We start from the raw sequence: 22,352 nt of genomic DNA, 5'->3' as shown, positions 1-22,352 counted from the left end.
GTCATCGACAGCTGGACGATCTCCGAACCGATCCCGCTCGATGCCTTGATGAAGTAAGACTGATCGGGAAACCGACGGCCAAAACGAACGAGCCCGGTCCGCGAAAGCGGGCCGGGTTTTTCACATCGGAGGCTGAGAGAGGATGCGCTTGCAGACAAACGGCGCGAAGCCTTTGGCGGCTGGAGGCAATGACTGGTGCGCCCTGCCCGCGCCGTGGTTAGGGGACCGCTGAACGAACAGATACGTCGGGAACTTCCCTTGAAGAGCCCTACCCCCACAGATGTCGCGCTGCGGACGCTTGAGGTTCGACCGCACGCGGTGGCGGTTCCGGATTTGCCCCCGGAACAGGACCTGGAACTGGAATTCCCTGCCTCACGAATGGTCTGCTATCCCTGCAGCGTCACCGCATGGCAGGCTCTCACGGCAGGCCTATCGTCTTGTCATCTGAGTGGATTGCCGATCCCGAAGATCGCCCGGGTGCCTGCCCTCACCCGCCGCGCATCGCCCTTGCCCGCATGGCGCGGTAGCTGAAGAGGAAGAGTGCGAGGATGGTGACGACGAAGGGAATGGAGACGATCATCTCGGCCGGGATCCACGAGAACAGGCCGGGCATGACGATCGACAGGGCCTCGAAGACGCCGAAGAGGAGTGCTGCCAGCATCGCTCCCACCGGATGGCGTGCGCCAAGAAGCACGGCACCGAGCGCGATGAAGCCGCGGCCCGAGGTCATGTCGCGGGTGAAGCCGACATAGTTGAACATGGCAAGCTGCGCACCGGCAAGCCCGGCAAGCGCGCCGGAAGCGATGAGCGCCAGCACGCGCACCTTGTTGACCGGAATGCCCGCTGCCTCGGTCGCCGCCGGATATTCGCCAACACCCCGCAGCCAGAGCCCCTGCGGCATGTGATAGAGGAAGAACCAGAGGCCCACGACCGTCAGTGCCGCGAGCCAGCTGAGCACCGAATGACCGGAAAGCACGCCCGAAAGCACGGGGCCGACGAGCGGGATATTCGCCAGGAAGCTGAGATCGATGGCCGGAATGGACTTCGAGGCCAGATTGATCGATGTCCCCTTGTCGCCGCCTGTTGCCAGCGCCAGGGCAAATACGGTTCCGCCGGAGGCGAGAATGTTGATCGCGAAGCCCGCCAGAATGATGTCCGCCTTCAGCTTCAGGTGAAAGAAGGCGATGATCGCGCCGAAGAGAGCGCCCGCCAGAACGGCCGCGAGGACGGCGACATACCAGGGCGCATAGACGGAGGTGACGACCGCGGTCAGCGCCGCGATCAGCATCATGCCTTCCAGCGCAACATTCAGCGCACCGGAGAGATCGGCAACGAGGCCGCCGAGCGTGGCGAAGATCAGCGGCGTCGAGGCGCGCACCACGGTGACCAGAAAGGCGAAGGAGAAGACGGCAGTCAGCAGATCGATCATGCGCCTGCTCCCGTCGCCGTCGCGGGCTTGGCCGGCTTCAGCCGCGCCAGCAGCCTGCCGCCGCCGAACTTGAAGGAGGAGGCAACGAGAAGGATGATGATGGCCTGCACGACGGCGATGACCTCCGTCGGCACATCCGTGCGGATGCCCATGATCAGCGCGCCCTGCCGGAGATAGCCGTAGAAGAGTGCGACGACGGGAACGGCCAGCGGTCGGTTCCTGGCGACGATCGCAATCAGGATGCCTTCAAAGGCAAGATTTCCCTCGAACTGCACCAGCAGCTTGCCATAGGCCTGGCCCTGCACGAACATCGCCCCGAGCAGGCCGCCCAGAGCACCGGACGCGGTCATCGCCGAGACCATGATGAAATTCGCCTTGATGCCGGCATATTCGGCAAAGCGGGCATTGTGCCCGACCAGACGGAGCTTGAGGCCCCAACTGGTGCGATAGAGCGCAAACCAGGTAACCGCGACGGAAATCAGCGCCAGGATGAGACCGAGGTCGATGCGGGTGCGGTCGATCAGCGTCGGAAAGATCGTGTTCGGCGGGAAATTCGCGGTCGACAAAAGGCCGGGCGCCGCAACCAACGGCTCGCGCACCAGATAGGTGACGAGGTTGACCGCTATGTAGTTCAGCATCAGCGACGAGACGATCTCGTTCGCACCAAGCCGCGCCTTGGCATAACCCGGAATGAAGCCATAGCAGGCGCCCGCCGCCATCCCTGCCAGCACCGCGGCCGGCATGCCGATGGCCGTCGGCCCGATCGGCGAAAGCGCCACGAGGGCGGAGAAGAGCCCGCCCATATAGACCTGCCCCTGCACGCCCATGGAAAACTGGCGCGCCTGGAAGACGAGGCTGAAGGCGAGGCCCGTCATCGTCAGCTTGGCGACGTCGTCGATCCAGAGACCGATCGTCCGCTTGGAGGTCATCGGGCCGGACAGCAGCGTGCCGAAGGTTTCCACCGGGCTTTTCGAGGTGATGAGAACGATGATGAAGGCGACCAGCAGCGCCATGACGAGCGCGGTCAGCGCCCGCGCGGTTTCCCGCCGGGCGGCCTTCCACATGTTGGAACGCGTGCTGCTCATAGTGATACTGCCCTGATCTGTTCCGGCGTCTGCCGCTCGAGGCCGAGCATGAAGGCGCCGAGCGCTTCCGGCGTGACGCTCTCGTCATTCTCGAGCGCCGCGACGATCTCGCCGTGATAGAAGACGAGGAAGCGATCGGAGAGCGCCATGAGCTCCGACAGGTCCGCCGAGCTCAGGAGCACGGCCGCGCCCTTGTCGCGCGCCTCGGTGATCGTCTTCCAGATGAATTGTGTTGCGCCGAGGTCGACCCCGCGCGTCGGCTGCGACACCAGAAGCACCTTGGGGTCTTCGGAGAGTTCGCGCGCCACGACGACCTTCTGCATGTTGCCGCCCGACAGCGTGCCGGCGGCCGCATCCGGTCCTGCGGCGCGGATCGCGAACTTGTCGATGAGTGCGGCGGCATTCGCCTTCATGGCCTTGCGGTCGAGCAGTCCGTGCCGGACGAAGCCGCCGTCGGAAAGCCGCGTCGCCGCCATGTTCTCGGCGAGGCTCGCCCCAACGGCGAGACCCTCGGCAATGCGGTCCTGCGGAATGTTGGCAAGCCCCGCCTGCCGCCGCTTGAGCACTGGCAGGTCCAGCAGATCGACGCCGTCGAGCATGGCGCTGCCGCGGAGGGCGGCCCGGTGGCCGGCGATCGTTTCCATGAACTCCTGCTGGCCATTGCCTTCGACGCCGACCAGACCGACGATTTCGCCGGTACGGAGCCGCAGGTCGATATCGGCGCAGGCGGTCGTGCCATTCTCGTGATTGACGGAAAGGCCGGCGACTTCCAGCCGCACCGTGGATTTGTCGGTGACGGCGCGGTCCACCTTGAGCGTGACTTCGCGGCCGACCATCAGGTTGGCGAGCGACTGTTCGGTGACGTCGCGCGCCTTCACCTGCGCGACGGTCTTGCCGGCGCGCATCACGGTGATGGAGTCTGAAATTTCAAGCACTTCCGGCAGCTTGTGGGCAATGAAGATCACCGTGCGGCCCTGGGCGACAAGGCTGCGGACGGCGACGAAAAGCTCCTCCACCTCCTGCGGCGCGAGGACTGCCGTCGGCTCGTCGAGGATCAGGATGCGGGCGTCGCGATAAAGCGCCTTCAGGATTTCCACGCGCTGCTGCTGGCCAACGGGAATGGAGGCGACGGACGGCAGCGGATCGACCGGCAGGCGGAATTTTTCAGACAGCGCCCTCACCTCGGCAATTGCCCGCTTGCGGTCGAAGCGCAGGCCCGCCTTCGGCTCCGATCCCATCACGACATTCTCGTAGACGGAAAAGGACGGGACGAGCGAGAAGTGCTGGAACACCATGCCGATGCCGGCATTGATCGCCGCCTTCGCGCCGGCAAAATGCACCGGCTTCCCGTCCAGCAGAAGCTCGCCGCCATCGGGCTGCTCGATGCCGAACAGGATTTTCATCAGCGTCGATTTTCCCGCGCCGTTTTCACCGACCACGGCATGGACCTCCCCGGCCCTGATGCTGAGATCGACGCCATTATTGGCAACGGTGCCGCCGGGATAGGTCTTGGCGATGCCGCGCGCTTCCAGCAAGGCTGTCATGAAGTCCTCGAATTCCTGTCATGGAAAGGCCGGCGGCGAGCTCCGCCACCGGCCATTTCTTCTTACTTCATGGTCGTGTTGACGGTGATCTCGCCGGCGACGATCTTCTTTTCAAGACCATCGATCTCGGCGCGGACGTCAGCCGGAACCGCCTTCTCGTAGTACTTGTTCTTCGAGATGCCGACGGCGCCTTCCTTCAGGCCCAGCAGCAGCGCCGTGCCATAGGGTGCCTTGCCGGCAATCGTCTGTTCCAGCGCCGTGTAGAGCGACTGGCCGACCTTCTTTTCAACCGAGGTGAAGATCACGTCGGCCTGTGCCGCGTCGGTCGGGGCGAAGATGGTGGCCTGGTCGCTGTCGACGCCGACGGCAAGCTTCTTGGCGTCACGGACGGCCTGCAGCGCGCCGATGCCGGTGCTGCCGGCGATCGGGAAGATCACGTCGGCGCCCTGGCCGAGCTGGGCGAGCGCCAGTTCCTTGCCCTTGGCCGGGTCGGAGAACGTGTTGGCAGTCGCCTTCAGGATCTTGACGTCGGGCTTGGCAGCCTTGGCGCCCTGGTCGAAGCCGACGGCGAAATCGGTCACGGTCTTGAATTCCATGCCGAGGATTTCGCCGACCGTGCCGGTCTTCGACACCTTGGCGGAGGCATAGCCCGCTAGGTAGCCGGCGGTCGAGGTCAGGTACTGGATGCCCAGAACGTTGGCGCAGCAGCCGGTCTTGTAGTCGGGCGCGTCATCGAAAATGATGAACTTCTTGTCGGAATAGTCCTTGGCCATCTTGGCGACATAGCTGGTCATTTCGAACGTGCCGGCAATGATGACATCGTAACCGCCGTCAGCGGCATCGGCCAGCGCCGGCTCCCAACGGTCCTTCTGGTAACCGGCTTCGATGATCTTCACCTTCACGGGAAGCTTGTCTTCGGCGAGCTTCATGCCGGCGGCTGCCGAATCGAAGAAGCTCTTGTCACCAAGCGCGCCATGAAGGACGAGCGCGACCTTGAGCGGCTTGTCCTTGGTGTATTCCGCGGCAGAGGCGCCGGACAATGCGGTGCCGGACAGCAGCGTCAGCGCCGTTGCGGCGCAAAGGATCGATTTGAAAGACATGCTGAAGTTCTCCTGTTTGATGTTCGTTATGAGACGGGCGCGCCAGCCGCTGATCAGGCGACCTCCCCACAGCTGGCGAACCGTTTGCTGACGACGTTGCGGGCGAAGAAAGAAGGGATGCTTATCGCGCTGAACCGTCCGCGCGCAAGAGCGCGGTCTGCGGTGACGGCAAGACTCGCGACCCCATCATCAGCACGGCAGGCCCGGCCCCTGCGGAGCATGACGCGCCGCTGAAGGACCCGCTTGGACGCTGCGGAAAAAAGGTGGAAAGAAGCCATACAACCAGCCGGTAAAGCGATTTACAAATGCATTACCAAGGTATTACACTATGACTTCAACGTGACTGTCAACCGCCTTGGGCGACAGTCTGCACAAATTGTTGGCGACAGCGCTGCCCGGTGAAATATTGAGCACAGCGCAACCGGAGTGTATTGATGAGCATTGAAGCCCGAACCGCCGGCAACTCGACAACCGGGAGTTTCGCGCCAGGCCGGATACGCCGACCGGGAGCATGTGTGCTACAGAGCGCCACTGCGGAAATGCGCCAATTTCAAACAGATATCAGGAACATTGGCTGATGCTCGACGCTGCGCGATGCACATGGCTGGAGGTGCGGGAACGTGCCGGCCAGGACAACCTTCTCGCCTTTCTGGCCATCGGCGCCGTCGAGCAGCATGGGGCGCATCTGCCGCTCCTGACCGACACGGTGATGGCAAACGGTGTCGCCCGCCGGCTGGCGGAGGCCGAGGATGGCTTTCTGCTGCCGCCGATTGCCTTCGGAGAGGCCTGGACGACGGAGAGTTTCCCCGGCACGATCTCGCTCCGGCCGGAAACGCTGCAGGCCATGGTCGAGGACATCGGGACGAGCCTCAAGAAGTCAGGCATCGCCGGTCTGGTGATCGTCAACGGCCATTTCGGCAACCGCGCGCCGATCGGCTATGCGCAGCGCACGCTCGCCGACCGGCATGATTTCCCCACACTCTGTCTCGACTATCCGGGACTTGAGCAGGCCGCAGCCGAAATCTGCGACAGCACGCCTGCAGCACCGCATTTCTACCATGCCGACGAGGTGGAAACCTCCTTCATGCTGGCACTTGCGCCCGAGACGGTCGAGATGAGCCGCGCCGTGCCGGAGTATCCGGCGTTTCCGCCGACCTTCGGGATGGAAGCCATGCGCCTTTCGGACTTCAACACCTCCGGCACATTCGGCGACCCGCGGCCGGCAACGGCCGAGAAGGGCGAAAGGCTGATCGATCACGTCGTCCGGCAGAGCCGCGAGGCAATTGCCGCCTTCCGGTCGCGAAACGCGATCGCATCGGCCCCATAGGTCGCGGATGGTGTAGCCGAAGAGGAGGAGCCCGTGCCGAAACCCCCGTCGCTGCAGGATGTCGCCAATGCCGCCGGCCTTTCGCCCGCCACCGTCTCGCGCTACCTCAACGGCTCGCTGAACCTGCCGCCGGCCACGGCGGAGCGGATCGACCGGGCGATTGCCGCCCTCGACTACAAGCCCAACCCCCATGCCCGAAGGCTGAGCCGCGGCAAGTCCGACACGATCGGGCTCGTCATCCCCGAGATCGACAATCCCTTCTTTGCCAAGCTCGCGGCCGCGGCCGAGCGCGAGGCGGAGGCGGCCGGCCTCGCCCTCATGCTTTTCTCGAGCCTCAACCGCCGGGAACGCGAGCTGGACTACCTCGAAAAACTCCGCCGCAACTTCGTCGACGGTCTGATCTTTGCGACCAACAGCCGGGCCAGCGAAGACCTTGCGTCCGTCATCAACGACCTGAAGAATGTCGTGGTGATCGATGAAGACATCGACGGCGTCACGGCCCCGCGGGTCTTTTCAGACAATGACACAGGCGGCGTGCTTGCGGCGCGCTGCTTCATCGAAAACGGGCACACCCGCTTCGCCTTCATCGGCGGACCGGAAGACATCATGAGCACGCGCGAAAGGCTGGCCGGCTTTCGCCGCGTGATCGACGGCGCGAAATCCGGCGCGACGCTGAACGCATCCTATTTCGGCAGCTATTCCGTCGAATTCGGTCGCACGGCAACCGCGCGGCTGCTGGACGAACACCCGGACGTCACCGCCCTCTTCGTCGGCGCCGACGAAATCCTCTTCGGCGCGCTGGAGACGATGCGCGGCCGTGGGATGACCGCCGGACGCGAACTCTCCGTCATCACCTTCGACGATGCCGGCCCGCTGGCCTTCTTCGACCCGCCGATCACCGCCGTGCGCCAGCCGATCGAGGAGATCGGACGCACGGCCGTCAATGTCCTGCGCAGGCTGATCGAAGGCAGCGAGGTGGAGCCGGTCACCCACCTCCCGGTCGAGCTTGTCGTGCGGCGCTCCGTCAGACGACTGTCGTAACAACACCGGGAGCGGCCCAGAGTGAAAATCATGCATCGCATCGCGATCGGCACGATCGCCGGATTGATGATCCTGAGCGTGGTGATCGTTTGGCGCATCGACCGCGAAACCGAATTCAAGAAGCCGCTGACGGCTGAGGAAATCGAAACCCTCGAGGCCATTACGGCGGCCCGCGGGCAGGATGCCTGCAACTGGCAGTACGATGACACCTCAAAATTATCCTGGCTCCGCGAGAAATACGTCGCTCAGTGGAAAGCGGACCGCGCACTCGTAGACAGGTCTATTGCCGCACGGCAAAAATACGCGAACCTCACCCCGAAAGAGGCTTGCCAGTTGCTGGATCGATTCCCGGATATGGTCGAGCGGCACAATGACTAGGCGAGCGCTTCCTCGGGATTTTTATGTCTCCGAGAGCCACGCCGCCAGGCCATTCCAGAAGGCCGCATAGTGGCTCCAGCCGACAAAGTCCGGCGAGCCCCAATGTGGCGAGCAATCCGAGGCAAACGCCGCCGCCCTGCCCTTGCCGTAAGACCCGACGACGAGGAAGGGATCGCTCTTGCCGACCCGCATCAGCACATCGGCATCCGCCTTGGCTTTCAGGCGCTGATAGCCGAGGAAATGCGGCCATTCGGACGGCAGGCCCGCAAGTGCCGGATGCGCTTTCAGCGGCTCGGGATGAATGCCCTCCGGGCATTCGATGCGGTCGTCATAGCCCAGCATCTCGACTGGCAGGACATCGGCAAGCACGGTGTTGTGATAGCAGGCATTGCCGCCAAAGCCCGAGAAGCTGAGGAACCCACCGACCATCAGCAGCGCGCCGCCAGCCTCGACATAGTCGGCAATGACCTTCAGCGTGTTCGGCCGGCGGAGGGAGTGATGCAGCGTATCTGGATGCAGCAGGAACGTATCCGCGCCGATATCCGAGAGGATGATGAGATCATAGCCGGAAAGCGCTTCCACCGTGGTCGGGAACTGCTGCGGGACAACGTGGTTCTGCAGGTAGGTCACCTCGTGGCCACCGCTGGAAAGCGCATCGATCAGCGGCTTGCCGCCTTCCTCGTAGGAACCGGTCGTGTATACCGAAAAACCCTTGAGATGCAGACCGAGCGAGGTCCAGGATTCGCCTGCCAGCAATATCTTCATCTTTGAATTCCTTTGAGAATTTTCAGTTCACCAGACGATCTTGTGCGTCTCGCCGGTCTGCACGTTGACGAAACCATCCGGCGCCTTCTCATGCGGGGCGACCAGCACCCAGCGCCAGGGCGCACAGGTGAGCGTCGCGAAGATGAGGTGTTCCGGAAAGCCGGGGATCCAGTTCTTGTTGACCGAGGGCTCGTACATCCAGTCGACCTGTTCGGCGGCGCGATAGAAGCGCTGCATGTCGGCGTCGAGCACTTCAGCCGGCCGCGCCGTCATCAGGCCGCCAATCTCGAAAACGACCTCGCCTGTCACCTCGCCGCCATGCACCAGCACCCAGCCGCCGCCATTTTCCGCCAGCCGGTTGACGGCGAGCGCCATGGCGGCATCCGACGAGCCGATCGCCCAGACATTGTGGCTGTCATGCGCCACCGAACAGGCCAGCGCCGTCTCCGCATCCGCCGGTCCGCAGCCAAGCCAGAACATGGAGGCCATGTTGGCCTTGCCGTGATAGCGGTCGATGACCGAGAACTTGGTGATCCGGCGCGCCGTATCGCGCTGGACGGCGCCGTCTGCGACGGCGAGCTCATAGGTCATGAACTCCTGGTTCCAGTGGAATGGCCGCAGCACTGCGGCCTGCATCGTCGCCCGCCCCGGCAGGGCCGGCACGGCAAAATCTGCCGCCGTCAAGGAGCGCCCGATATTCATCGTCTGCCGAGCCCAGTCCGGCCAGTCGATGGCGACGCGGTTGCCGAGATAGGTCTTGCCCTCGGACACCAGTTGCCCATCCGCATAGACATGCGCGATCCCGACATCGTCGATGGAGTTGAGCAGCACGATATCGGCGTAGCGGCCGGGCGTGATCGAGCCGACCCAGGCGTCAATGCGCATGTGCCGCGCCGGGTGGATCGTGACGCATTGATAGGCGATTTCCGGCGGCACGCCATGGGCTATTGCCGCGCGGACATTGTAATCGCTCGCACCAAGCTTCAACGTTTCGGAAGCGCTGCGGTCGTCGGTGGTGAAGGCGACGTTCGACCAGTCGGACAGCCCGCGCTCGATAAGCCCTGGCAGCACTTCGGGATAGTTGAACGGACGGATTTCGATGAAGACACCGCGATTGAGCTTTTCCCAGGCCTCGTCCAGCGTCCACACCTCGTGGTCGGAGGACAGGCCCGCGGCCGCATAGGCGCTGGCGTCGTGCGGCTCGACCAGACCGGAACCATGGCCCTCGATGACACCGCGCTTCTCGATGGTCGCCTGCATCATGCCCCAGAGCCGTTCATAGGACGGGTTTTCCGGGTTCCAGACAGCCGGCCAGTCCATGACCTCATCCAGGCTGACGACAGACAGATCGCGGGCGAGAAAGTCGCGTTGCTCCGCATAGCCATAATAGCCGCCGGACGTCTCCCAGCCGCTCGGCGGCACCGCCGAACCCGGCTGGATGAAGACCTTGTGCGGCACGCCGCGTTCGCGGGCCCGCTGCCAGAATTCCGTGTTGCGCCCGCCATTCACATTGGCGAATTCGTGGCTCGCCTCGCAGGTCCAGGTATTGCCGCGCGGCAGAACCAGTTCGGCCTCGAATTCCGGCGTCAGATGCGAGCTTTCGATATGCTTGTGGACTTCGCCAAAGCCCGGAACGGCGGAGAGATCGGGATAATGCACCCGCCGCGCCACCTCGCCGCGATAGCTGCCGGCCGGCCCGACATAGGCGATGCGCCGCCCCTTGATGACGATCTCCTGGTCCTCAGCCCAGGTGCGGCTGTAGACGTTCAGCAGACGCCCGACACGGATGGCAAGGTCCGCCGGACGTTTCGCCAGCGCCGTCAGCGTCAGGTCCTTGCGGATCGCAACATCGTCGGCGGCATTCAAAATCAGGTCGTCGGGAAGCATCAGGGGCATACTCCTGAAATGAGGATGCTCCTGACAATAGCGACGAAACTGGCCTTGTAAAGCGCTTTATAAAGACGAAAACAGGATATTTTTTCCGCTTTCGGCGCTACGACGCGCTGTCAGCTCCGCGTCTTTCGGTAGCTGTCCTTCACCGCGATCTTCTCGCCGGCAAAGGTCAGGATGTCGCAGCCGTCGACCTCGACCAACTTGCCCTCGACCGTCGTGCCGACGAAACGCCACCACGTCAGGCCCGTATCGCCGCTGATCATCGACTTGCCATTCGTCCACTGGCCATCGGGGAAAAAGGCGAAGATGCCGGCATAGGCGGCACGCACCGCCTCGCGCCCGACATGCCTCGCGCCTTCGGCTTCCGATCCCGCAGAGGCGTGGAAGGCGCAATCGTCTGCCGTCAGCTCCATGATCGTCTCCAGATCATGCGCGTTCCAGGCCGCCGAAAAACGGCTCATGACGGCAAGCCGCTTCTGCTCCAGCTCGTTCTCCACCACCTCGATCTCGAGGAAGGAAAAGGGTGTGGCGCCGATGTTGCTGACATTGTGGGCAACGCCGGTGCGGCGCGAATAGGGAATGCCCTGCTTCAGCTGCGCTTCCGCCTGCTTGCCGTCCGGCCCGACGAGGCCCATCTGGCCGTCGGTCAGCGGCACGACGACATAGTCGTGGCCGTGGACATGCCAGCCCGTCTCAGCGCCCGGCGCGAAGCGCCATTCGGTCACGCGAAAGCGGTCGTCGTCGATATGGGTGACGGGTTCAGCCTGTTGATCACTCATTCCAGTCCCTCCTGTGCGACGGCGTCAGTCAGCCGTGCGAGCGTGCGATCCATGCGGACCATGATTTCCTTGATATCCTCTTCCGTCACGATCATCGGCGGGCAGAGCGCCAGCTGGTCGATGATGGCGCGGAAGATCAGGCCTTCCTCGTGGCCGATCTTCGCGGCAAGCGCGCCTGCCCGGCCGGGCTTGGCAAACGGCCGGCGCGTTGCCTTGTCGGCGACAAGCTCCAGTGCGCCGATCAGCCCCGTGCCGCGCACCTCGCCAACCAGCGGATGATCGGCAAAGGCGCGAAGGCCCGCCTGGAAAATCGGCTCCATGCGCGCGGCATTCCCCATCAGGTCGCGTTCCTCGATGATCGCAAGGTTTTCCAGCCCCACGGCAGTCGCGACCGGATGGCCCGACGCGGTGAAGCCATGGCCGAAATTGCCAAGCACCGACGTATGATCGGCAATCGCCTGATAGACGGCATCGCTGAAGATGACGGCGGCGAGCGGCATGTAGGACGAGGTGATCTGCTTCGACACCGTCATGATATCCGGGGTGAAGCCGTATTTCTGGCAGCCGAAGGGCGTGCCGAGCCGGCCGAAGCCGCAGATGACTTCATCCGAGATCAGCAGGATATCGTTCTTGCGGCAGATCTTCTCCACGCCCTCCCAATAGCCGACCGGCGGCGGCATCACACCTCCCGCCGACATCAGCGGCTCGCCGATAAAGGCGGCAATGGTTTCCGCGCCCTCGTGTTCGATGACCTCTTCCAGCTCCTCCAGAAGACGCGCCGTGAACGCCTCCTCCGTCTCGCCTTCGAGGCCAAAGCGATAGAAATGCGGGCAGGTCAGATGCCGGACCGGGATGGCCGGCAGGTCGAAATCGCGATGGTTGACCGGCAGGCCGGTGAGGCTGCCGGACGCAACCGTGATGCCGTGATAGCCCTTGGTGCGGGCCAGAAACGTCTTCTTCTGCGGCCGGCCAAGCGCATTGTTCATGAACCAGACCATCTTGACGATCGTGTCATTGGCCTCCGAACCCGACGAGGTGAAGAACACGCGCGTCAGGTTCTCCGGCGTCATCTCGACCAGCTTTTCGGCCAGCCGGATCGACGGCTCATGCGATTTGGAGGTGAAGGTGTGGTAATAGGGCAGTTTCAGCATCTGCTTGTAGGCGGCATCCGCCAGCCGCTTTTCCGAAAAGCCGACCGCGACCGACCAGAGCCCCGCCAGCCCCTCGATATATTCCTTCCCCCGCTCGTCGTAAACGCGGATGCCCTCGCCCCGACTGATGACCAAAGGCCCATTCGCCTCATGCTGGCGCATGTTCGTGTAGGGATGCATAACCGTCGCAATATCGGTCGCGGCAAGGGAGTTGGACAGGTTGGTCATTCGGGTCTCTCGTTCGGGTCTGCGTTTGAGGCCTTGTCAGGCCAGCGTGTTGGCCTCGAAAGAGGCGGCGATATGCGGGAATTCGGGCGATGTCTCGCGGCCCTTGAGGAGGCCGAGAACGCGCGGCGGCGTCAACGGCAGTTCGCGTACCGGCTTGCCGGTCGCATTGGCGACCGCGCAGCCGATGGCCGCGGCAACGCCGAGGATCGGCACTTCGCCCGCCCCCTTGGTACCAAGCGGCCCGCTCGACGGCGCGCCCTCGTAAAGGTCGGCGACGACCGGCACGACATCGCCTGCGAGCGGCACGCGATAGGTCTCGAACCCGTCCTCGCGGATGCGCCCATCCGGCGCGATCGTCACGGCCTCATGCAGGGCATAGCCCAGCCCCTGCACGACGCCGCCCTGGATCTGGCCCATGATGGCACGACGGTTGAGCGCGCGGCCGACATCCTGCACGACGCGATAGGCCAGAACCTCGACATGGCCGGTATCCGGATCGACCGCGACTTCGGCCTCATGAACGACGAAGATCGGGATTTCCAGCGCCTCGATGAAATGGCCGAAGGCGCAGCCGGACATGGAGGGAACCCCTTTGCCGGTGAAACTCCCCGTGCCCGTGATCGGGCCGGAGACTGTCTGCGCATGCTGGACCACGGTCGATACCGCAATGCCGGACCCCGGCCGGCCCTTGATCGCGACGCGCCCGCCGACAAGTTCCAGCTCTTCCGGTCGTGTCTGCAGCAACTCGCTGGCAAAACCGAAGAGCTTGTCGCGCACCTCCGCGGCAGCCCCGATGCTGGCCGCGCCGATTGAGACGGTCGTGCGCCCGCCTCCGACGCCGACATCGAGGCCGGCGGAATCTGTATCGGCTTCCCGCACCACGACCTGATCCGGCGAAAGCCCCAACTGCCCCGCCACCATTTGCGGCAGCGATTGCATCATCGTGCCGGAGCCGATCTCGACACCGGAGGTGACGAGCGTGGCGCTGCCGTCGGCATTCATGTTGATCGTCGCCGCCGAAGGACCGACGAAGACGAACCATGTGCCGACCGTCGTCGCCCGGCCATAGAGCCGGCCATCGGCCTTTTCCTCCAGCGTGCCGGTGGTGGCGCGAAGCGTGTCCATGCGTTCCAGCATGGGCTTCAGCACATCGCCGTCGAAGACCTGTCCCGTCGCGCCAAGATCGCCGTCGCCCAGCACGTTCTTCTTGCGGAACGCGAGCGGATCGAGGTCAAGTGCCTGACAAATCTCGTCCGTGTGCCGTTCCAGCGCGAAGGTGTTGTAGACGCCATTGCAGGCGCGGAACGCCCCGTTCGGCGGTGTGTTCGTATAGACCGCGCGGCTGACGAGACGCATCGCGCCGACGCGATAATTGCCGCCGAGCGTATGGGCCGTCATGGTGGAGAGGAAAATCTGCTCGCCGCCATAGGCCCCGCAATCCATCAGCACGACCGCCTCGCGACCGGCAATCTCGCCATCGGCCGTGACGGCGGAGCGGATGAGGATTTCCGCATTCTCGCGGCAAAGGCAGGTCGCCATTTCCTCCTGACGGCTGTTTTCGATGACCACCGTGCGCCCGGTGATCCGGGCAAGCAAGGCCGTGATCGGCTCGATCGTGGCGTCGAATTTCAGGCCAAAGCCACCGCCGACCGGCGGCACGGTGACGCGCACGCGGCCGGGCGGCAGTTGCAGCACGCGGCCGGTGACATTGCGCACCGTCCAGGGCACCTGCGTCGAGGTCTCGATATGGGCGCGGCCGTTTTCCCAGGAGCCGATCGCCGTGCGCGGCTCGAAGGGCACATGGCTCTGCCGGCCGACGCGGATCGTGGTCTCGACAATCGTCACGTCTGGCCGGGCGAAGGCCTCCTCCACATCGCCGCGCGTGGTGCGCGCTTCCCAGGCAATATTGCCGTCGCGCGCGCCGCCTTCGGTCAGGACTTCATAGTCGCGCCAGCCCTCGTGAACGAGCCGCGCATCCTTCGCCAACGCCTCGCCCATGGTCAGCACCGGAGCGACGGGTTCGATGTCCAGCACGACAAGTGCAAGGGCTGCGCGTGCCTGCGCCTCCGTCTCGGCGGCAATCGCGACAATGGGTTCGCCATGATAGCGGATTGTGTCGATGGCCAGCAGCGGATGGTCGGCAATACCGATGCCGTAGAGCCCCGGCGCATCGTGGCCGGTGGCAATGGCGCGGACACCGGGTGCCTCACGCGCCGCCGAGATGTCGAGCTTGACGATACGGCCCGCTGGCACATTCGAGCGCAAGAGCACGGCGTGCAGCATATCCGGGCGAACGCGGTCGACCGTGTAGCGGGTGCGGCCGCGCAGCTTGTCGCGGGCGTCGCGGCGCGGCAGGTCCATGACGGTGGTCGAAAGATCAGACATGGGCCGCCTCCTTGGTGAGCACGTCGGCCTTCTGCCGTTCCAGATGATCGGCCACGGCGTCGATGATCCGCTCATAGCCGGTGCAACGACAGATATTGCCGGACATGGCCGCCTTGATCTGAGGCCGCGTCGCATGCGGATTGTCGCGCACGAAGGCGGAAAGGCTCATCACCATGCCGGGAAAGCACATGCCGCATTGCACGACATCCGCCGCTTCAAATGCCGCCTGCAAGGGATCAAGCGCCTGATCACCCGAACTCAGCCCCTCGATCGTCGTCACCGAACAACCGGACACGAGACCTATGGGTTTCAGGCAGGACATGACCGGCTCGCCATCGACATGCACCGTGGACGCCCCGCAGAACCCCTCGCGGCAGACGCCCTTAGCCCCGGTCAGGAATTGCTCGCGCCGCAGCACATCCAAGAGCGGCGTCATCGGGTCGTCGTGGAAACGGCAGCGCTCGCCGTTGAGCTGGAAGGTCACCGTCATGCTGCACCGCCTTTCTGAAGCGCCGCAAAGGCGCGGCGCACCAGCGCCGGCAACACCTCGCGCCGATACCAGCCTTCGGCCTCGATGCCGTCGCGGCCGATGAAATCATTGGTCTTTTCGGCGAGCGCCTGCGCCTCTTCGGGCGTGAGTGCCTTGCCGGCCAGTTCTGCCTCAAGCGCGCTCCAGCGCCGGGCGACCGGCTCGACAGAGCCCACCGCCACGCGGATCGCGCCGTCTGTGCTTTGCGCGATCGAAACGATGGCGACCGGATAGTCGCCCGCCTTGCGCAGCGGCAGACGCACATGCGCGGATGCAGCGACATCGCGGCGGATGATCACCCGCGTCAGCAGCGCGGTTTTCAGCAATTCGGACCGCTCGCGGAGAAAATCGGAAATCGGCAGCAGGCGCGGCCCGTCGGCCAGTGCCAGCTCGATCCCGGCATCAAGCGCCAGAAGCGCCGGCACGAGATCGGCGGCGGCGAAATCGATGGCACAGAGATTGCCGCCCACGGTGGCAACGCGGCGGATGGCGGGATTGGCAGCGCCGGTCGCAGCGGCAGCGAGCCCTTCAAAGCCGGCAAGCCCGCTCAGCGCGCCGGCAAGGGCCGCATGGGTGACGGATGCGCCGATGCGGATTTCGCCGTCCAGAACCTCAACACGCTGCAATTCGGCGATCCGCGAAAGCGCAACGACGCTCTCCGGCAGGCTGACGCCGCGCCGCGGATCGCGCATCGTCCAGGTTCCACCGGCAAGCACTGCTGCGCCCGCACGGCGCGCGGCAACAGCCTCCGCAACGGTGGCTGCGGACAAAAACATGCGTTCCGGACCATCTCTCATGTCCATGCGAACACCCCTCTCCTCAGCCGTCTTTTGCGGCATTGCAGCGATCTTCGCTTGTGCGAAGGCCCCTGTGAAATAGTCATTTCTTGATTGTAATATCGAAAAAACAGATGGCCGGCGGAGCATCCCCGCCGGCCATTCTCAAGATCAGCCCCAATGGGCGACGGTCCGCTTCTCGTAGCTCTCGCGGAACTGCTCCGTGGTCTTCGGCAGGACCTCGCCGCTTTCCCAGTCGAGGATCACCGCATAGCGGCGCACGGCGTCGAGCGCGTCGATCTCGCCGGCCTTGTAGAGGCGCGACACCTCGGCGGGGTCCATCCGAGCCCAGCCAACCCGCTTCGATCGCATGTCGGCGCGCAGCGCATCGGTCGCGGCTACGTCGATCTCGTATTCGCAGAGATCGGCATCCACTTCCTTGATCACGACGCCATAGTCGAGCGCCGCGCGGCGGATCGAGACATAGTCGTCAATCACGTCGACCAGAACCTTCTGCGGGTCGCGCACCAGCGGATCGCCGAAGCCGCCACCGCCGGCCGTTGGCCTTGCGAACTGGTCACCGGAGAAGACCGGGTAGTCGGAGAAGACGGAGCCGAGCCAGGTTTCCTTCTCCTCGCCCGCCCGCTTGATCGTCAGACCGTGCGGCATGGACGGAAGTCCGCCTTCCACGCCCCAGACGACGGCACGTTCGCGGTCGCAGATATAGGACATGACGGCCTTTTCGGATTCCAGCAGCAGCGATGTCTTCTGCACGCCGACGCCGCCGCGCCATTTGCCGGGACCGGCCGAGTCCTGCAGGATCTGGAACTCGATCGTATGGGTCGGGTTGACGCGCTCGTTGCCCTCGTTCGGCTGCGACATCAGGCCGGTGCCGAAGCAGGCGGTCGTCACATCCGCGCCGTCCTTGCCGTTGCGCCCGCCCCAGCCGCCGGGCAGCCATTCGTAGAACATGAAGATCGGCTTTTCGGGCTTGCGGGCATCAAGCCCGCCGGCGAGCAGATATTCGAGGTTGAAGGCGCAGGCAATCGCCCGCTCCGGCATGATCTTCGACCACATTTCGAAGATCGCATTCATGATCTTCTCGAAGGGCATCAGGAAGCCGGTGACGGCGACCGGCCATTCGGCGCTGACGACGCTGTTCTTCGGCGCCGTCACCTCGATCATCCGGTAGAAGCCGGAATTGAGCGGCAGATCGGGGAAGAAGGTCTTCGTGCCGGCCACCACAGCCGAGAAGGTCGCGCCGGGTGCTGAGTTGTACATGGACGCAATCGTCGCATGGCTGCCGGTGAAGTCGTAATGGATCGTATCGCCCTTGATCGTCATCTTGATGCGGATCGGGATCATCCCCTCGCCGGTCGCCGGATCGCGGTCGATATAGTCCACCGTCTCCCATGTGCCGTCAGGCAGTTCGGCGACGCGCTTGCGCGCGGCGCGCTCCACATAGTCCTGCACCTCCTGCATGCCGCGCGTCACCTGATCGCGACCATATTTGCGCACCAGACGCAGCAGCTCACGTTCGGCGACCTGCGTTGCCTGCGACTGCGAATGGATATCGCCGATGATCGAGGCCGGGTCGCGGGTCTGGGCGGCGATGAGGTTCGCCACGTCGGCACAGAAGCGCCCGCCGTGGAAGAGCCGCACCGGCGTGATGCGCATGCCCTCGCGGAACATTTCGCGCGCCGTTACGTCGAAAGAGCCCGGAACCGAGCCGCCAAGATCGGACCAGTGGCCGTTCGACTGGGAGAAGCCGATCAGGTGATCCTCATCGAAGATGGGCCGCACAAGTCGCACGTCGGAAAAGTGTGTGCCGCCGGCATAGGGGTCGTTGATGGCATAGACGTCGCCCGGCACCATCTCGCCCTCGAAGGCGCGGATCACGTCCTTGCAGGTGAAATGCAGCGTGCCGACATGCACCGCGATATCCTGGTTCCCTTGCGCGACCGAATTGCCGTCGCTGTCATGCAGGCCGTTGGAAAAGTCGCGGTTGTAGATCACGAAGGAATAGCAGGTGCGCAGCATCTGCTCGGCCATCTGATCGACGGAGGTGATGAAGGAGTTCTTCAGAACTTCAAAGGTTACGGGGTCGAGGCTGCCGCCGACATTCGTCATCTTGTTCATGGTGCTCAGCCTTTCGTGGAAATGAGGATGTTCATGTAGGCATCGACCTTCGCGCTCATGCCGGGCGGCACGACCGTCGTGGAGTCGAACTGTTCGACAATCGCCGGGCCTTCAAAGGCGGCCCCTGCTTCGAGATTTTCGCGCTCGTAGATCGCCGCATCATGGGCGACCGCATCGAACCAGACCTTGCGGCGCGAGACGGGCGCCGGCGTATGCGGCTTCACCTCGAATTTCGGCATATCGGCCTTGGGCACAGTACCGATCGCCTTGATCGCAATGCGGAAAATCGCAACCGGGGCCTCATCGCGGCGGAAGTTGAACTCACGCTCATGCTCGGCATGGAAGCCTTCGACCAGATCGGAAACGCTGACGATCCTGGCAGGCGCCGAGACCGACAACGAGCGCCACTGGCCGGCATACATCATCTCGACGGAGCGCATGAGCGTCATGTCTTCGCGCGCCACGCCCTCGTGGATCAGACGCTCGACGGCCTGCGCTTCCATTTTGGCGAAGGCTGCTTCCATCTCGTCCGGAGCCACGGTCGAAGCATTGGTCATGAAGCTGTCGGAGAAATCGTGCTGGACATCGACCAGCAGGCAGCCGAGCGCCGAGGTGACGCCGGGGTTCGGCGGCACGATGACGGTCGGGATCGAGAGTTCCTTGGCGACCGCCGCGCCATGCAGCGCGCCGGCCCCGCCGAAGGCGACAAGCGCAAAATCGCGCGGGTCATAACCACGGCTGATCGAGAGAAGGCGAACGGCATTCGCCATGTTGGAATTGGCAACGGCGACAATGGCTTCGGCCGCCTGGTGCAGACCCATGTTGAACGGACCGGCCACGGTGTCCTGCACGGCCTCATGCGCCAGTTCAGGGTCGAGCGTGATCTTGCCTCCGGCAAGGCTGGTGCCGAGGCGGCCGAGCACGACATTGGCGTCCGTATTGGTCGCGGTCTTGTTGCCGTTCTTGTAGCAGGCCGGTCCCGGATAGGCGCCGGCCGATTGCGGACCGTTGCGGAGCGACCCGCCCTCGTCGCGCCAGGCCAGCGAGCCGCCGCCGGCGCCGATGGTCAGGACTTCGATCGAGGGGAAGCGGATGGGGTAGCCATATTCGATGAACCAGTCCTTGGTGATGCGCGGCTCGCCATTATAGGCCAGCGACACGTCCGTGCTCGTGCCGCCCATGTCGAAGCCGATCGAGTTCGGGAAGCCGCAGAGATTGCCGATGAAGCGGCTGGCAATCGCGCCTGCTGCAATGCCGGAACCGGCCAGACGCGCCGAGAATTCCTTGACGCTTGCCGGCGTCATCACGCCACCGCCGCTATGGAGCAGCAAGAGGTCGCGCTGGTAGCCGCCCTCTGCCAGCTTTTCACCCAGCCGCGAGACATAGTCGACCACGACCGGCGCGCAGACGGAGTTGGCCATCGTGGTCGAAAACCGCTCATGCTCGAAGATCTCCGGCATGACTTCCGAAGAAATGGAGACCGGGATGTCCGGCATGACCTCTTTCAGGATATCCCGCATCCGGCGCTCGTTCTCGCCGTTGACATAGGAGTTCATGAAGCAGACGGCGACGGACTTCACATCACGCTTCTTCAGGATTTCCGCGATGCGGCGTGCACCAGCAACGTCGAGCGGCGTCATCACCTTGCCGTCGGCATCGACGCGCTCCAGAACCGTCAGGCGGTCGCGGCGCGGAACGTAGGGCTTGGCGACATCCTTGTAGGTGTCCCAGAGATCTTCCTTGTTGGAGCGGCGGATTTCCACCACGTCGCGGAAACCTTCGGTGCAGACCATGGCCGTGCGCGGGATGCGCCGGGTGATCAGCGCATTGGTGGCAACCGTCGTGCCATGCGAAAACATCGTGACCTCGGACAGGTCGATCTTCGCCTGCTCGATCCCGTTCAGGATCGCCTGCATCGGGTCATGCGGCGTCGAGGACGTCTTTTCGATGCGGATCGCGCCGCTCTCCTCGTCCATGATGCAGATGTCGGTGAAGGTTCCTCCGACATCGACGGCGACTCTGGTCTTGCTCATGCTGGTTCCTCAAGATGGGCGTCCGATAGACGCGAGGGGTCGTTCCGGTTCCCCGTGGGGAACCGGTTCAATATTGAACAACTTTGAATTGTATCAGGCCGTCATCAGTTCCGGCGGACGCGGCCGGGTGGCGGCATGTCGGGCGTGCTGATCGCCTGGCGACGGGTGTCGGAGGGCGAGCAGCCGAAGCGGGTGCGGTAGTGCTTGCAGAATTGCGACTGGTCGGCAAAGCCCCAGCGATAGGCGATCTCGGCAATCGTGCCCTTGGCCGTCAGCGCCGTCAGGTCCTCGGCGCAGCGGTCGAGCCGGCAATCGCGGATGAAGCTGTTGATCGACTTGTCGCTGTCCTGGAAAAGACCCTGCAGATAGCGCAGCGAGATGCCGCAGGCGTCCGCGACCGAATGCGGCCCAAGGTCCGGGTTCTTCAGGTTGTCGCGGATATATTGCTCGGCACGATGCAGGTGGCTCGCCCGGATCGGCGAGACATTGCTGTCGAGCACCCGGTCATCGCTGACGATCGAAAGGCAGAGCATGTCGAGAATGTGCTTGCCGGCCAGTTCCCGCGCCGCCTCGTTGATTTCCGGCGCACGTTCGATGGTCAGCCGCACGGTATCGAGGAAGAGGGCTGCAACCCCTTGCGTGGCATCAAAGCTCAACGCGCTCAGGCGATCGGCCGAGCCGATGCGCGAACGCACGCTCGCCGAGGGCACTTTCAGCACCCAGAGATCGTTGGTCTTGCCGTGCCAGAATTCGTAAGGCGCATCGCCCCGTTCGATCAGGAACCCGCCCGTCTGGCATTTCACCGTCCGCGAGCCCTGCGAGAAATTCACCTCGCTCATCATCGGAATGGTGACGAGAAGGCTCGAATCCCGCTCGTTGAGGAAATGCTTGCGGTGGCGGCGATAAAGCAGGCCGTCGCATTGCACCCGCGACACGCCGACCATGCCGAGCGACCAAGTTTCCAGCGCGCCTCTGAATTCGCGCCGGTTGCGATATTCGGTATCCAGCGGAAAATAGGTTTCCGTGACAGCGGTCTGCCAGGCGTCACCGCCCGAGAGATCCCCTACAGTATCGACGACATATTTCATTCCTCGACGCTCCCCTGATGGCCTTATGGCCTTCGTTTATGCTGGGGAGAATACATGAATTCTGTCGTCGGTATTGGTCAAAAACGAATAATTTATGCGGTGACGGCGCGCCGCACAGCCGCAGATGACAGGAGTTCATAGACCGCATCGTCGGGCTTCTTGCCCCCGATCGGCTGGCGTACGCCGAAGCGTTCGGCCTCGCTTTCGGCAGGCAGAGGCTGCTCTTCCACCCAGTCATAGATGACGGTGCGGCGCTTGACCCGCCACTCGGCGCCACGCTTCTCGAACCAGTCCGCATAACGGCCCATCAGCAGAAACTGCTGCATGACCCCCTCGGCGTTCGGCGCACGCTGATAGGCGGTGAACTGCGACTCCACCGCCGCGCCGTCCGGCTGGAACTCGATGAGAACATTGGTGATCTGGTGAATGCTGCGCTCGAAACCCGGCAGCGCCTTCAGCGCCCATTCGATGAAGCCGGCAGCACTTCCCTGATAGGGCCCGTGCCGGTCGATCGCATCTTCCCAATAGGCCGAGCGCAATGCATCCTCGTCGGCGCGATCGACGCCACGGCAATAGCGATAGAGACAATCGCGGATCGCCTCACGGTCGAGCAATTCCTGGACGGCGGCGTTGATATTCTGCATGTGCTCCTCCCACTTGAGCGGAACACAAAATAGAAACG

At 63.8% G+C, this 22,352-nt stretch carries 18 protein-coding genes; 3 read left to right on the top strand and 15 right to left on the bottom strand.

From position 1 onward, the window contains the following. Positions 1-487 precede the first annotated feature (487 nt). The 4 genes from LQK84_RS06330 to LQK84_RS06315 all read right to left on the bottom strand — a co-directional run bounded on the left by LQK84_RS06330 (position 488) and on the right by LQK84_RS06315 (position 5,158). Positions 488-1,429 carry an ABC transporter permease gene (locus tag LQK84_RS06330; RefSeq protein WP_230827837.1) on the bottom strand — a complete coding sequence of 314 codons (942 nt, stop codon included), beginning with the start codon at positions 1,427-1,429 and terminating at the stop codon, positions 488-490. Further along, positions 1,426-2,514, bottom strand: a complete 1,089-nt coding sequence (locus tag LQK84_RS06325; protein WP_230827836.1) for an ABC transporter permease — start codon at positions 2,512-2,514, stop codon at positions 1,426-1,428. Before LQK84_RS06325 ends, LQK84_RS06330 begins: the two co-directional genes overlap by 4 nt. Then, a complete protein-coding gene (locus tag LQK84_RS06320; RefSeq protein ID WP_230827835.1) occupies positions 2,511-4,058 on the bottom strand; it encodes an ABC transporter ATP-binding protein in 1,548 nt (515 codons plus the stop codon). Before LQK84_RS06320 ends, LQK84_RS06325 begins: the two co-directional genes overlap by 4 nt. A gap of 62 nt (positions 4,059-4,120) precedes the next feature. After that, complete coding sequence (locus tag LQK84_RS06315) at positions 4,121-5,158, bottom strand: BMP family lipoprotein (protein WP_230827834.1); 1,038 nt, start codon at positions 5,156-5,158, stop codon at positions 4,121-4,123. Positions 5,159-5,735: 577 nt separating this feature from the next. Between LQK84_RS06315 and LQK84_RS06310 the strand changes: the two genes are divergently transcribed. Genes LQK84_RS06310 through LQK84_RS06300 form a run of 3 tightly spaced genes read left to right on the top strand, consistent with a single transcriptional unit; the run spans position 5,736 to position 7,904 of the window. Beyond that, the gene (locus LQK84_RS06310; RefSeq protein WP_230827833.1) at positions 5,736-6,485 is read left to right on the top strand and encodes a creatininase family protein; all 750 of its coding nucleotides are present in this window, start codon (positions 5,736-5,738) and stop codon (positions 6,483-6,485) included. A gap of 33 nt (positions 6,486-6,518) precedes the next feature. Further along, complete coding sequence (locus LQK84_RS06305) at positions 6,519-7,526, top strand: LacI family DNA-binding transcriptional regulator (RefSeq protein ID WP_230827832.1); 1,008 nt, start codon at positions 6,519-6,521, stop codon at positions 7,524-7,526. Positions 7,527-7,547: 21 nt separating this feature from the next. Then, complete coding sequence (locus LQK84_RS06300) at positions 7,548-7,904, top strand: hypothetical protein (RefSeq protein WP_230827831.1); 357 nt, start codon at positions 7,548-7,550, stop codon at positions 7,902-7,904. Between the two features lie 21 nt (positions 7,905-7,925). Here the strand turns inward: LQK84_RS06300 and LQK84_RS06295 are convergent, their stop codons facing one another. The 11 genes from LQK84_RS06295 to LQK84_RS06240 form a co-directional block, all read right to left on the bottom strand. Continuing rightward, positions 7,926-8,669 (bottom strand): glutamine amidotransferase, encoded by a 744-nt coding sequence (locus tag LQK84_RS06295; RefSeq protein WP_230827830.1) that lies wholly within the window; start codon positions 8,667-8,669, stop codon positions 7,926-7,928. A gap of 27 nt (positions 8,670-8,696) precedes the next feature. After that, positions 8,697-10,556 carry an adenine deaminase gene (locus LQK84_RS06290; protein WP_230827829.1) on the bottom strand — a complete coding sequence of 620 codons (1,860 nt, stop codon included), beginning with the start codon at positions 10,554-10,556 and terminating at the stop codon, positions 8,697-8,699. Between the two features lie 119 nt (positions 10,557-10,675). Continuing rightward, entirely contained in the window at positions 10,676-11,341 is a 666-nt protein-coding gene (locus tag LQK84_RS25215) for a nuclear transport factor 2 family protein (RefSeq protein WP_330166397.1), read from the bottom strand. Continuing rightward, the gene (locus tag LQK84_RS06275) at positions 11,338-12,720 is read right to left on the bottom strand and encodes an aspartate aminotransferase family protein (protein WP_230827828.1); all 1,383 of its coding nucleotides are present in this window, start codon (positions 12,718-12,720) and stop codon (positions 11,338-11,340) included. Before LQK84_RS06275 ends, LQK84_RS25215 begins: the two co-directional genes overlap by 4 nt. Positions 12,721-12,756: 36 nt before the next feature. Then, a complete protein-coding gene (locus tag LQK84_RS06270) occupies positions 12,757-15,105 on the bottom strand; it encodes a xanthine dehydrogenase family protein molybdopterin-binding subunit (protein ID WP_230827827.1) in 2,349 nt (782 codons plus the stop codon). After that, positions 15,098-15,595: a (2Fe-2S)-binding protein gene (locus tag LQK84_RS06265; protein ID WP_230827826.1), complete on the bottom strand. Its 498-nt coding sequence runs from the start codon at positions 15,593-15,595 to the stop codon at positions 15,098-15,100. The genes LQK84_RS06270 and LQK84_RS06265 overlap by 8 nt, the downstream gene beginning before the upstream one ends. After that, positions 15,592-16,437, bottom strand: a complete 846-nt coding sequence (locus tag LQK84_RS06260; RefSeq protein WP_230827825.1) for an FAD binding domain-containing protein — start codon at positions 16,435-16,437, stop codon at positions 15,592-15,594. The genes LQK84_RS06265 and LQK84_RS06260 overlap by 4 nt, the downstream gene beginning before the upstream one ends. A gap of 144 nt (positions 16,438-16,581) precedes the next feature. Beyond that, a complete protein-coding gene (locus tag LQK84_RS06255; protein ID WP_230827824.1) occupies positions 16,582-18,549 on the bottom strand; it encodes a hydantoinase B/oxoprolinase family protein in 1,968 nt (655 codons plus the stop codon). A 5-nt stretch (positions 18,550-18,554) separates the two neighbouring features. After that, complete coding sequence (locus LQK84_RS06250) at positions 18,555-20,582, bottom strand: hydantoinase/oxoprolinase family protein (RefSeq protein WP_230827823.1); 2,028 nt, start codon at positions 20,580-20,582, stop codon at positions 18,555-18,557. A 104-nt stretch (positions 20,583-20,686) separates the two neighbouring features. Then, positions 20,687-21,670, bottom strand: a complete 984-nt coding sequence (locus LQK84_RS06245; RefSeq protein ID WP_230827822.1) for a helix-turn-helix domain-containing protein — start codon at positions 21,668-21,670, stop codon at positions 20,687-20,689. A 92-nt stretch (positions 21,671-21,762) separates the two neighbouring features. Then, entirely contained in the window at positions 21,763-22,314 is a 552-nt protein-coding gene (locus tag LQK84_RS06240) for a nuclear transport factor 2 family protein (RefSeq protein ID WP_230827821.1), read from the bottom strand. Positions 22,315-22,352: the final 38 nt, after the last annotated feature.

The sequence above is a fragment of the Rhizobium sp. C4 genome (assembly GCF_021026315.1).
Lineage (GTDB): Bacteria > Pseudomonadota > Alphaproteobacteria > Rhizobiales > Rhizobiaceae > Ensifer_A.
Note: the sequence above shows the minus strand (reverse complement) of the source record. Positions and strands in the feature narration are given on the sequence as shown.

What these genes read in the sequence shown, in the direction of transcription:
- LQK84_RS06330 (WP_230827837.1), bottom strand. Translation starts at nt 1,429, where the DNA reads ATGATCGATCTGCTGACTGCCGTCTTCTCCTTCGCCTTTCTGGTCACC.
- LQK84_RS06325 (WP_230827836.1), bottom strand. Translation starts at nt 2,514, where the DNA reads ATGAGCAGCACGCGTTCCAACATGTGGAAGGCCGCCCGGCGGGAAACC.
- LQK84_RS06320 (WP_230827835.1), bottom strand. Translation starts at nt 4,058, where the DNA reads ATGACAGCCTTGCTGGAAGCGCGCGGCATCGCCAAGACCTATCCCGGC.
- LQK84_RS06315 (WP_230827834.1), bottom strand. Translation starts at nt 5,158, where the DNA reads ATGTCTTTCAAATCGATCCTTTGCGCCGCAACGGCGCTGACGCTGCTG.
- LQK84_RS06310 (WP_230827833.1), top strand. Translation starts at nt 5,736, where the DNA reads ATGCTCGACGCTGCGCGATGCACATGGCTGGAGGTGCGGGAACGTGCC.
- LQK84_RS06295 (WP_230827830.1), bottom strand. Translation starts at nt 8,669, where the DNA reads ATGAAGATATTGCTGGCAGGCGAATCCTGGACCTCGCTCGGTCTGCAT.
- LQK84_RS06290 (WP_230827829.1), bottom strand. Translation starts at nt 10,556, where the DNA reads ATGCTTCCCGACGACCTGATTTTGAATGCCGCCGACGATGTTGCGATC.
- LQK84_RS25215 (WP_330166397.1), bottom strand. Translation starts at nt 11,341, where the DNA reads ATGAGTGATCAACAGGCTGAACCCGTCACCCATATCGACGACGACCGC.
- LQK84_RS06275 (WP_230827828.1), bottom strand. Translation starts at nt 12,720, where the DNA reads ATGACCAACCTGTCCAACTCCCTTGCCGCGACCGATATTGCGACGGTT.
- LQK84_RS06270 (WP_230827827.1), bottom strand. Translation starts at nt 15,105, where the DNA reads ATGTCTGATCTTTCGACCACCGTCATGGACCTGCCGCGCCGCGACGCC.
- LQK84_RS06265 (WP_230827826.1), bottom strand. Translation starts at nt 15,595, where the DNA reads ATGACGGTGACCTTCCAGCTCAACGGCGAGCGCTGCCGTTTCCACGAC.
- LQK84_RS06260 (WP_230827825.1), bottom strand. Translation starts at nt 16,437, where the DNA reads ATGGACATGAGAGATGGTCCGGAACGCATGTTTTTGTCCGCAGCCACC.
- LQK84_RS06255 (WP_230827824.1), bottom strand. Translation starts at nt 18,549, where the DNA reads ATGAACAAGATGACGAATGTCGGCGGCAGCCTCGACCCCGTAACCTTT.
- LQK84_RS06250 (WP_230827823.1), bottom strand. Translation starts at nt 20,582, where the DNA reads ATGAGCAAGACCAGAGTCGCCGTCGATGTCGGAGGAACCTTCACCGAC.
- LQK84_RS06245 (WP_230827822.1), bottom strand. Translation starts at nt 21,670, where the DNA reads ATGAAATATGTCGTCGATACTGTAGGGGATCTCTCGGGCGGTGACGCC.
- LQK84_RS06240 (WP_230827821.1), bottom strand. Translation starts at nt 22,314, where the DNA reads ATGCAGAATATCAACGCCGCCGTCCAGGAATTGCTCGACCGTGAGGCG.